A 9878-nucleotide genomic window follows, 5' to 3' on the forward strand; every position below is an offset into this window, starting at 1 on the left:
GGTGCTCAGGGGATCTCGCGAGGAGACCTCTGGGTCCGGGGCGCCGTGCTGCGGCGCCCCGGGTGGGCGTCAGCCCTGGTGGGGGTAGGTGTAGTCGGTCGGCGGGACCAGCGTCTCCTTGATGGCCCGGGTCAGGGTCCAGCGCTGGAGGTTCTGCGGGGCGCCCGCCTTGTCGTTGGTGCCGGAGGCACGGCCGCCGCCGAAGGGCTGCTGGCCGACGACGGCGCCGGTCGACTTGTCGTTGATGTAGAAGTTGCCCGCGGCGTAGCGGAGCTTGTCCATCGTGTACGCGGCGGCCGCGCGGTCGCCCGCGATGACCGAGCCGGTCAGCGCGTAGTCGGAGACCGACTCCATCTGCTCCAGCATGGCGTCGTAGTTCGCGTCCTCGTAGACGTGGATCGCGAGGATCGGGCCGAAGTACTCGGTCGTGAAGACCTCGTTCTCGGGGTCGGTGCAGACGATGACGGTCGGGCGGACGAAGTAGCCCACCGAGTCGTCGTACGTGCCGCCCGCGACGATCTCGCACGCCGGGTCGGACTTCGCGCGGTCGATCGCGGCCTTGTTCTTGGCGAACGAGCGCTCGTCGATGACGGCCCCGATGAAGTTGCTCAGGTCGGTGACGTCACCCATCGTGATGGAGTCGACCTCGGCCGCGAACTCCTCCTTGAAGCCGGAGTTCCAGATGGAGGCCGGGACGTACGCCCGCGAGGACGCGGAGCACTTCTGGCCCTGGAACTCGAAGGAGCCGCGGGTCAGCGCGGTCTTCAGGATGGCGCGGTCGGCGCTGGGGTGCGCGACGACGAAGTCCTTCCCGCCGGTCTCGCCGACGAGCCGCGGGTAGGTGCGGTAGTTGGCGATGTTGTTGCCGACCGTCTTCCACAGGTGCTGGAAGGTGGGGGTCGAGCCGGTGAAGTGGATGCCGGCCAGGTCGCGGTGGTTCAGCGCCACCTCGGAGACGGCCTTGCCGTCGCCGGTGACCAGGTTGATGACGCCCTTGGGCAGCCCGGCCTCCTCCAGGAGCTGCATCAGCAGCACGGCGGCGTGGGTCTGCGTCGGGGACGGCTTCCACACCACGACGTTGCCCATGAGGGCGGGGGCGGTGGGGAGGTTGCCCGCGATGGCCGTGAAGTTGAAGGGCGTGATCGCGTAGACGAAGCCCTCCAGCGGGCGGTGGTCCATGCGGTTCCACACGCCCGGGGAGTTGGCCGGGGGCTGCTCGGCGAGGATCTGGCGCGCGTAGTGCACGTTGAAGCGCCAGAAGTCGATGAGCTCGCAGGGGGTGTCGATCTCGGCCTGCTGGGCGGTCTTGGACTGGCCGAGCATGGTGGAGGCGGCCAGCGTCTCGCGCCAGGGGCCCGAGAGCAGCTCGGCGGCGCGCAGGATGATCGCGGCGCGGTCGTCGAAGGCCATGGCGCGCCAGGCCGGAGCGGCGGCGAGGGCCGCGTCGATGGCGTCCTGGGCGTCCTGCTCGGTGGCCCCGGCGAAGGTGCCGATGACGGCCTGGTGGTTGTGCGGCTGTACGACGTTGACCCGCTCGCCGCCGCCCATCCGCTTCTCGCCGCCGATGGTCATCGGCAGGTCGATCGGGTTGTCGCTGAGCTCCTTGAGCTTCACCTCCAGGCGGGCGCGCTCCGGGGAGCCGGGGGCGTAGGTGTGGACCGGCTCGTTGACCGGCGCGGGGACCTGGGTGACGGCGTCCATGAGTGCCTTGTCTCCTTGGTGTCGGCGGGGGTGGGGGTCGGCCTGGGCCGGCTCAGCCCTTGGTGAGGATCGAGCGGCCGAAGAACAGCAGGTTGGCCGGCTTCTCCGCGAGGCGGCGCATGAAGTATCCGTACCAGTCGGTGCCGTACGCCGTGTAGACGCGCATCCGGTGGCCCTCGGCCGCGAGCCGGACGTGCTCGTCGCTGCGGATGCCGTACAGCATCTGGAACTCGTACTCGTCCAGTTTGCGCCCGGCCTGGCGGCCCAGCTCCTGGGCGATGGCGATGAGACGGGGATCGTGCGACCCGATCATCGGGTAGCCCGCGCCCTCCATCAGGATGCGGGTGATGCGGACGTACGCCTTGTCGATCTCGGCCTTGTCCTGGTACGCGACGGAGGCGGGCTCCTTGTAGGCGCCCTTCACGATGCGGACGCGGCTGCCGGCCTCGGCCAGGCGGCGGGCGTCGTCCTCGGTGCGGAAGAGGTAGGACTGGATGACGCAGCCGGTCTGCGGGAAGTCCTTCCGCAGCTCCTCGTGGATGGCGAACATCGAGTCGAGGGTGGTGTGGTCCTCGGCGTCCAGGGTGACCGTGGTGCCGATGGCGGCGGCCGCCTCGACGACCGGGCGGACGTTGGCGAGGGCCAGCTCGTGGCCGCCCGGGAATGTGGGGGCGAGCCCGGAGGGCTCTCCGTTGAGGGTGGCGGCGGGCGACGGGAGGGACTGGCCGAACATCGACAGCTTGACGGACATCTCGGCGCGGGGGCCGAGGTCCAGGGCCTTCAGGCGCTCGACGAGCTCCAGGTAGGCGTCGCGGGCGGCCTCGGCCTGCGCGGGGGTGGTGATGTCCTCGCCGACGACGTCGAGCGTGACCTCCAGGCCCCTGCCCGCGGCGTCCTCGACGATCGGGACGACCTGGTCGACGGTCTCCCCCGCGATGAAGCGGTCGACGACCTGCTTGGTGCCGGGCGCGGCCGAGATGAACCGGCGCATCTTGTCGCTGCGTGATGCGGCGAGAATCACGGGAGCCAGCACGGGGCACCTCCACGAATGTACGGACGAAGGGCCATAACGGTACGAACGTGAACGGACCGGTACGGCACGGATAACCACTGTGAAATCTAGGTACCCCGCGCAGGCTGTGCCATCGACACCTGTCACGCATCCGTGGCCGCCACCTCAGACATCTGTATGAAGCAGGGGGTGAGGGGGTGCAGAATGGCGGAGTGACAGGCGATTACCAGGAACTGGTCGACGAGATCTCGGCCCTCCTCGACGCCCCGGCCACCCTGGAGAACCGGGACTTCGGCCTGGTCGCCTTCGGAGCCCACGACAGCGACGACGACAGCGCGATGGACCCGGTCCGCACCCGCTCGATCCTGACCCGCCGCTCCACCCCCGCCGTCCGCGCCTGGTTCGAGGGGTTCGGCATCACCCGGGCCACCGGACCCGTCCGGATCCCCGCCGCCCCCGAGGCCGGGGTGTTCCGGGACCGCATCTGCCTTCCGGTACGCCATCGGGGTGTCGTCCTCGGATACGTCTGGCTGCTCGACGCCGACCCGGGCCCGACCGCGGAGCAGCTCGCCGCCGCGATGGAGGTCGCCGCCCGGATCGGGGCGCTGCTCTCCGACGAGGCACGGGCGGGCGCGGACCTCTCGCGGGAGTTCGGCGCGGTCCTCACGGCGGGCCCCGGCCGGCAGCACGACACCGCCGTCGCCGCGCTCGGCGAGGCCCTGGGCCGGGACGCGGAGGGGCTGCACACGGTGGTGTGCGTGACCCCGTGGGCGGACGACACGCCGTCGGTACGGGGCGTGGCGTCGGCGGCCGCGCTGGCGACGGTCGCCGTGCCGGGGGCCGCCGGGGACCGGTCGCTGGCCGCGCTCGTCCGGCTGCGCTCGCCGGACCGCCTCGACCCGGCCCTGAGCGCCGCGGACCGGCTGCGCACCGGCGCGGACCCGGCCGTCACCGGGGGGATCGCCACGCCGCGCCGGGGCCTGGACCAGCTGACGGTCTCCTGGCGCGAGGCGGTGGCGGCGGCCCGCGCGGCCCGGGCCGAGACCCGGTTCGGCCCGGTCGCCCGGTGGTCGGAGATCGGCCCGTACCGCCTGCTGACCGCCCTCCCGGGCACCGGGAACGACCCCGAGGATCCGGCGGTCGCCTCACTGCTGACCCCGCTGCACCGGGAGCTGGCGCACACCGCCGAGGTGTTCCTGGACTGCGCGGGCCAGGCGAGCCGGACGGCCGCGGCGCTGGGCGTCCACCGCCAGACGCTGTACTACCGGCTCTCCCGGATCCAGCAGATCACCGGCCTGGACCTCAACGACGGCGAGGACCGGCTGCTGCTGCACATGGCGGTCAAGCGGGCGCGGCTGTAGGCAGCGTCCCGCCCGGGGCAACGGGTTCAGGCCGTCTTACGCGGTCCGCTGCGGCGGTACCCCTCCCAGATGGGGCCGCCCGCCGCGTCGAGGACCTCCGTGACCAGCGAGGTCAGGCCCTCCGGTGCACCGCCCAGCGCGGCCTGCGCCGCCTCGTCCAGGCGCGCCGGAAGGTCCGGCTCGACCGGTTCGAGGCGTCGGGCCAGCCACTTGCCGCCGCCGAGCCACGTGCCGTGGGTCAGCAGCGCCAGCTCGCCGCTCCGCCGGACGAGTTCGGCCACGACGAACAGCCTCTCCCCCGCGTCCGTGACGGCGCCGAAGTCGTCGAGCAGATCCGTCAGCGCGTACCGGGCGTCTTCGAGTGCCGTGTCGGTGACCGGGGGCGGCCCCGCGGCCGCGAGACGTTTCGCCGTCTCCGCCATCCGTGCCCCTGTCCCGTCGGCGTCGAGCAGCAGCGCCCCATCGGCACACATCCACAGCAGGGCCGAGTTCCGCTGCACGATCTCCGGGGTCACGAAGCTGTGCCAGGAGTCCTCGGTGTGCACGAACAACTCCACCGGCCAGTCCCCGTACCGCAGGCTCTCGCGGTACGGGGCGGGCGGGCCGTCGAGCAGCACGACGACGTCCAGGTCGGACCGGGCGGTGCGCCGACCGGTCAGGACACTGCCGCCGAGGAACGCGGCGCGGGCGTCGGGGTGACGCTCCAGGACAAAGGTGCGGGCAAGATCGATTACGTCCATGCCCACACTCTGCCGTGACCCCGCCGGCTCCGGGACACGGCCCCCCACCCGCCCCCCGGCCGGATCACTTGCCGAAGCGGCGTTCCCGGTTGGCGTACGAACGCAGCGCGCGCAGGAAGTCCACGTGCCGGAACGCCGGCCAGTAGCAGTCCACCCAGTGCATCTCGGCGTACGCGGACTGCCAGAGCAGGAAGCCGGAGAGGCGCTGCTCGCCGGAGGTGCGGATGATGAAGTCGGTGTGGTCGGCGACGGGTGAGTAGAGGTGCCGGGAGATGTCGTCGATCCCGAACCGGGCGACCAGTTCGGCCGGGTCGCCGCCGGCCGCGATGTGCTCCTCGAAGGCGCTCTTCACGGCGTCGACGATCTCGCGCCGGCCGCCGTACCCGACCGCCACGTCCACCTTGAGGCCGCCGCGCCCGGTCGTGGCGGCGGTGGCCTCCTTCAGCACCCGGGCGCTGGTGCCGGGCAGCATGTCGAGCGAGCCGATCGCCCGGACCTCCCAGTCCCGGCCCTCGGCGGTGATGTCGCGGACGGTGTCCTCGATGACCTCGATCAGCGGGCCGAGCTCCTCGGCGGGGCGGCCCAGATTGTCGTCGGAGAGCATGAAGAGGGTCACGTGCTCGATCCCGGCGGCCGTGCACCAGCCCAGGAACGTGGTCACCTTGGCGCCGCCCGCCCGGTAGCCCTCCCGGACGTCCGTGTGCCCGGCCTTGCGGGCCCAGCGCCGGTTGCCGTCGACCATGATCCCGACGTGCTGGGGGCGCGGCAGGCCCACCAGGGTGGCGGCGAGCCGGCGCTCGTACACCGCTTCGATCGGCCGCCGGAGGAACAGGGGGAGCAGTTTCATGAACCTTCTCCAGCACGGGACAGCTCACGGGAGCGCTGATGTCGACGGACCTTATCAGCGGCTCCGGCCCGCGCCTGCCGGCATCGGGCGGAGCCGGACGGGCCTCACAACGGCCCGTCGAAGGGGGCCGGTTCGGGGACCGGGCGGTCGCTGACCAGGGCGGCCAGCACGAACGGCGCGTCCCCGTCACTGTGGCCGACGATCAGGGCGATCCACCGGCCGCCCGGATCGACGGGGCCCCAGACCTCCAGGTCTCCGTACAGGTCCTCGGAGAACAGCGCCTCGAACAGCGGCTCCACCGGCGATCCGCCCTGCCGCCGCATCAGCGGCCCGTCCAGCCGCACCGTGCGGTGCGGACCCCAGCGCTCGCCCAACACCCGGGCCACCTCGGCCAGATGGGCCTCCGCGGCCTCCTCGGCGTCGTTCCACTCGGGGGCGTACACGCCGGTGAGCGAGTCGCCCTCCCAGAGCGGCACGATCCGGAAGCCCTCTCCGACGGTGACCGTCCACTCGCCGGTGACCGGGTCGCCCTCGGCGGCAGTCGGGCCGATGGTCGGCACGGGGGCGGCGAGAAGCTCGGTGACCTCCGCCGCCGCGCGCTCCGCGTCGAAGGCCTCGCCCGCCCGGGAGGTCACAGGGCCGCCCGGTCCATCGGGCGGGGCAGCGGGGCCAGCGCCCCCGCCTCGCGCAGCCGCTCGTACACGCGCACCACGGTCGCACTGTCACCCGGAGCCGCGATGCTCAGCAACTCCCCGCCGCCGGGCAGGGGTTCGCGGACCGTCTCCAGGTCGTCGGGGACGAGGGCGGCGCGGGCCGGGGAGAGATAACCGGCGCGCCCGACGACGGGGTCGCCGACGGAGTACCCGGCGTCGTCCTCCAGCGCGTCCAGCACGTCGTCGTCGTTCACATCGCCGAAGTCCGGTTGCCACACCCGGGCGACCAGGGTGAGCAGGGCTTCCTCGGGGACCACGGCCTCGTCCGGGGCGTGCAGGATGATCGCGAGCGACTGGAGCAGGAAGTCCGGCGCGCCCCCGGCCAGTCCGCTGATCTCCGCCTGCCAGCCGGGCGCACCGGTGCCCACCAGCCGCAGCCCGGTGCCGGTGATGTCCGACCAGTCGGTCGCGCTCCGGGCCTTGCGGAGCGCGTCGAGCAGGGCGTCCTCGTCGGCGGTGATGGCGGTGGCGGGCCCGTTCCCGTGGACCTGGCTCCAGGCGTCGGCCGCCTGCGGGACCAGCTCGGCGAGCCCGTCGAGGGTCCGCAGCCACCGGTCGGCCACGGTCTCGACCGGCTCCGGCCGGGGGCCCCAGAAGCCCCGCACTACACGTCGCATGCTCGTCTCTCCTCCGTCGGCCGGCCCACTGCCCTAGGTTCCTCCGGCCGGACGGCGGCCGGGATCACCACGCGTTGCAGGCTACTCGGGTCACGGCCGTCCCTACGTGGAGTTCGGTACGTGGCCCTCCGTACGCGTCCTTCCGCGCCCGTCCTTCTGTACGTGGCCTTCCGCGCCCGTCCTTCCGTACGTGGCCTTCCGCGCCCGTCCTTCCGTACGTGGCCTTCCGTCCTGACGCGGTCTACTCGTCGAAGGCCCCCGGCTTCCTCTTGCTGTCGTTGGGCTTCGTCGGGCTGTGCACCACCTTGATGGGCAGTCCGTCTTCGCGGAACGCCTTGCGCGCGGCCTTGGCCACGTTCGGGTCGGAGAAGTGCCACTCCACGGTCCGGCCGCCGGACGCCTGCACCTGGGCGCGGGCCTCCTTGATGAACTTGTCCCTGCCCGACTGGTTGAGGGTGCCCTTGTCGGACTTGGACAGATAGCTGTCGTAACCGTTCTTGGCCTCCAGGAACGTCTGCCGGGAGGAGTCCCAGCCGTCGTACTCCACCGCCGGCCTGCCCTCCTCGGGATGCGGTACGACGTACTCCTGGCCCCGCTTGGTCCCGGTCACCTGCTCCTGGTAGCGGAGCCAGGGCTCGTTCCGCTTCCAGTTGGGCGCGGGGTTGCGGTCGCGGCTCGCCCAGTAGCCGTCTCCCCCGTCCGCGTCGCCGAGCTTGCGGTCGACGAGGTCCTCGGCCCAGGACGGCGGGGTGTAGTTGCGCGGGTCGGAGGTGTCGTTGCGCTTCGGTTCGGGGTACTGCTTCTTCTCCGCGGCCGCCCTGCGCGCCCGCTCCGGCTCCTCCAGCCGCTTCTGCTCCAGATGGGCGGCCCGCTCCGCGGCCCTGGCATCCTGGGCCGCCTTCTTGGCCGCCTCGTCGCATCCGTCGTTCGCGAGGACGATCCGGCCCGGGGAGCCGCCCGCCAGCACACCCGTGCCCGGGCCCGGGACACCGGTGGTCCCGCCCCCGCCGTACCGCACCGTCGGCGGGCCCGAGGCGATGACGCAGCCGGTACGGCGTGCCGCGTCCTCGGCGGTGTCCGCCGCTTCGTCGGCCTCCTTCGCCGCCTTCCGTACCCCGTCGAGGTCGCCTGCCTGAGCAGCCGCGCGGGCCCGGCGGGCCGCGGCCCCCGCGTCGTCGGCGGCGCGGCCCACGGCTCCGGCGGCCTTGCCCAGCACCCCGAGCTTGCCGACCTTGCCGACGACCTTCCCGACGTTGTAGCCGGGGATGAAGATCGAGCCGACGTTCCAGATCACATCGGTGACCGCGCGGGTCTTCTCCCCGTTGTTCCAGCGCTCGCGGACCTCGTCCCCGACGAAGACGTCGTCGCCGACCGTGACCACGGTGCCCACGGAGGCCTTGCCCCAGTCCCACACCGCGCCCAGGTAGTCGCCGTCGGCCCATTTGCCGCCCGCGCCCTCGGAGTCCTCGACCCACTGGTCGCCGAGCTGTTTGCCGTAGTCGGCGAGGCCCGACCAGGTCTCCGGCTTGAACAGGTCGATGATCCCGGTGATGTCGCCCCAGAGCCCGTCGACCACGAGCCCCTTGAAGACCTGCGTCGTACGGTCCCAGGCGCAGCCGAAGAAGCCCCAGCCGCCGCAGTCCTCCTTCTCCTCGGCCTGCTCGCCACCGTCCTCGCCCTCGCCGTCGTCGGACGTCGGCTGTACGTCGTAGACGGCCTCGGGCTCCTCGCTGTCCTCGGGGTAGGTGTCCTCGCCGGTGCCGGGGCGCCCGTTGTCGTCGGGGCCGCCGGTACCGCCGCTCGTCGTGGTGGAGCCTTCGGATCCGCCTGACCCTTCGGTGCCTCCTGAGCCCTCGGTACCGGCCGAGCCCTCGGTGCCTGCGGAGCCCTCCGAACCGTGGGTGCCTCCCGTGCCGCTCGTGCCGCCCGTCGCGTCGCCTCCGGTGGCGCCGCCCGTGGTGGTCGAACCACCGTCGGCTCCACCTCCATCGGCACCCCCGTCGGCTCCGCCGTCCGGGCCCCCCGACGTACCCCCGTCGGCACCCCCGCCCGGGTCGTCCCCCGCGACGGTGTCACTGCCTCCGGGCGACACCGGGCACGAGCTGCCCGTCAGCGAGCAGATCGCCGACTGGAGCCCCTCCGTGATCCGGCCGCCGAGGCCGCCCACCGTCAGCGCCCCGATCAGCGCGACGACGATCAGGACCAGGCCCAGATACTCCAGGGCGGTCTGCCCCCGGTCCCGCTTCCACGTGATCATGTGCGGGAGCGAGAACTTCGGCGGTTCCCCGCGCTCCCGGGGCGGCAGCAGGAACCACGCGCGGCTCTGCGGACGGCTCAGCAGCACCAGGATCAGGACCGGCAGCACCAGCTGCGTGAACCCGTCCGGCGACCCGTCCGACACATTGCCGAGGCCGCCGACGATCAGCCAGACCTGGACGGCGACGATCCCCCACCGCACGCGTCGGCCGCCCGTACGCAGATGCCGGGCCAGCAGCGCGCAGAGCACCCCGGGCGCGGAGGCGTACAGCAGGATGCCGAGCACCTCGGCGCCCATCGCCTCCGCGGCGATGGCGGAGCCGGAGAGGCCGATCGCGCCGAACAGCGTCGCGCCGAACAGCACGAGGAGAGCCACGCGGACCACGGCGAGCGGGCCCGGGAGGTCACGCCGCGGGGCGGCGGCCGGAGCCGGGCCTCCCGCTACGGGTATGCCACCGACAGCAGACATACGTGAACCGACCCCCGGTGCCCATGAGTGACATGACAACCGGTCACCCTAGGGTCTCGTCGGGGTCGCCGTAGGTGCGCTGGCCGATGACGGTCGGCGTCGCAAGGGTGTGGTCGGCGAGGTCGTGTTCGAGGTCGACGCGCGGGATGGTCTGGGTGGCTC

8 protein-coding genes are annotated in these 9878 nt (G+C 72.6%); 1 reads left to right on the forward strand and 7 read right to left on the reverse strand.

Annotated features, from left to right (window positions below; translation table 11 throughout):
* Positions 1-69: 69 nt before the first annotated feature.
* The gene (gene pruA, locus ACFWM7_RS29635) at positions 70-1701 is read right to left on the reverse strand and encodes an L-glutamate gamma-semialdehyde dehydrogenase (protein ID WP_383266297.1); all 1632 of its coding nucleotides are present in this window, start codon (positions 1699-1701) and stop codon (positions 70-72) included.
* 52 nt (positions 1702-1753) lie between these two features.
* Complete coding sequence (locus ACFWM7_RS29640; RefSeq protein ID WP_383266300.1) at positions 1754-2734, reverse strand: proline dehydrogenase family protein; 981 nt, start codon at positions 2732-2734, stop codon at positions 1754-1756.
* Between the two features lie 191 nt (positions 2735-2925).
* Between ACFWM7_RS29640 and ACFWM7_RS29645 the strand changes: the two genes are divergently transcribed.
* Positions 2926-4074, forward strand: a complete 1149-nt coding sequence (locus ACFWM7_RS29645; protein WP_383266303.1) for a PucR family transcriptional regulator — start codon at positions 2926-2928, stop codon at positions 4072-4074.
* A 26-nt stretch (positions 4075-4100) separates the two neighbouring features.
* Here the strand turns inward: ACFWM7_RS29645 and ACFWM7_RS29650 are convergent, their stop codons facing one another.
* From ACFWM7_RS29650 to ACFWM7_RS29670, 5 genes are all read right to left on the reverse strand, one after another.
* The gene (locus tag ACFWM7_RS29650) at positions 4101-4814 is read right to left on the reverse strand and encodes a nucleotidyltransferase domain-containing protein (RefSeq protein ID WP_383266306.1); all 714 of its coding nucleotides are present in this window, start codon (positions 4812-4814) and stop codon (positions 4101-4103) included.
* 64 nt (positions 4815-4878) lie between these two features.
* A complete protein-coding gene (locus ACFWM7_RS29655; RefSeq protein ID WP_383266309.1) occupies positions 4879-5661 on the reverse strand; it encodes an isoprenyl transferase in 783 nt (260 codons plus the stop codon).
* Positions 5662-5765: 104 nt separating this feature from the next.
* On the reverse strand, positions 5766-6296 hold the full coding sequence (locus ACFWM7_RS29660; RefSeq protein WP_383266312.1) for a hypothetical protein: 531 nt from the start codon (positions 6294-6296) through the stop codon (positions 5766-5768).
* A complete protein-coding gene (locus ACFWM7_RS29665) occupies positions 6293-6991 on the reverse strand; it encodes a hypothetical protein (RefSeq protein WP_383266315.1) in 699 nt (232 codons plus the stop codon). The genes ACFWM7_RS29660 and ACFWM7_RS29665 overlap by 4 nt, the downstream gene beginning before the upstream one ends.
* Positions 6992-7232: 241 nt before the next feature.
* The gene (locus ACFWM7_RS29670; RefSeq protein WP_383266318.1) at positions 7233-9716 is read right to left on the reverse strand and encodes a Tox-REase-5 domain-containing protein; all 2484 of its coding nucleotides are present in this window, start codon (positions 9714-9716) and stop codon (positions 7233-7235) included.
* Between the last annotated feature and the right edge of the window lie 162 nt (positions 9717-9878).

Origin of the sequence: Streptomyces sp. NPDC058375 (assembly GCF_042723425.1) — a bacterium.
GTDB classification, from domain to species: Bacteria; Actinomycetota; Actinomycetes; order Streptomycetales; family Streptomycetaceae; genus Streptomyces; species Streptomyces durocortorensis.

Coding starts and splice junctions, on each gene's coding strand:
- pruA (WP_383266297.1), bottom strand. CDS start 1,701: ATGGACGCCGTCACCCAGGTCCCCGCGCCGGTCAACGAGCCGGTCCAC.
- ACFWM7_RS29650 (WP_383266306.1), bottom strand. CDS start 4,814: ATGGACGTAATCGATCTTGCCCGCACCTTTGTCCTGGAGCGTCACCCC.
- ACFWM7_RS29655 (WP_383266309.1), bottom strand. CDS start 5,661: ATGAAACTGCTCCCCCTGTTCCTCCGGCGGCCGATCGAAGCGGTGTAC.
- ACFWM7_RS29665 (WP_383266315.1), bottom strand. CDS start 6,991: ATGCGACGTGTAGTGCGGGGCTTCTGGGGCCCCCGGCCGGAGCCGGTC.
- ACFWM7_RS29670 (WP_383266318.1), bottom strand. CDS start 9,716: ATGTCTGCTGTCGGTGGCATACCCGTAGCGGGAGGCCCGGCTCCGGCC.